1 protein-coding gene is annotated in these 292 nt (G+C 54.1%); it reads right to left on the reverse strand.

Annotated features, from left to right (window positions below):
• Window positions 1-76 precede the first annotated feature (76 nt).
• Window positions 77-292 (reverse strand): hypothetical protein (locus tag LZD48_RS19185; RefSeq protein WP_235764143.1); only part of this gene is annotated, 216 nt, incomplete at its 5' end.

The raw sequence follows: 292 nt of genomic DNA on the forward strand, positions 1-292 counted from the left end.
TTCTGCTGCTTATGTTCCACTCTCCTGGCTGCTTCTCCTCCCTACGTTATTTCTTGGCCATGGGCTGAGCTCCCAGCTACAGGCAGGCAGTTCTCCTTATGTTCCTTCCCTGGCCAGTTCTGCTCCCTGTGCTGTTCCTTGGCTGCAGCACAACATCCCAGCTACAGGCAGGCAGTTCTGCTCCTTGTGTTCCTTCTCTCCTGGCTGCTTCTCCTCCCCACATTATTTCTTGGCCATCAGACGATGTTCCAACTACAGGCAGGCAGTTCTGCTCCTGATGTTCCACTCTCCT

The sequence above is a fragment of the Oceanobacillus alkalisoli genome, from assembly GCF_021556485.1.
Classification (GTDB): Bacteria; Bacillota; Bacilli; order Bacillales; family Amphibacillaceae; genus Oceanobacillus; species Oceanobacillus alkalisoli.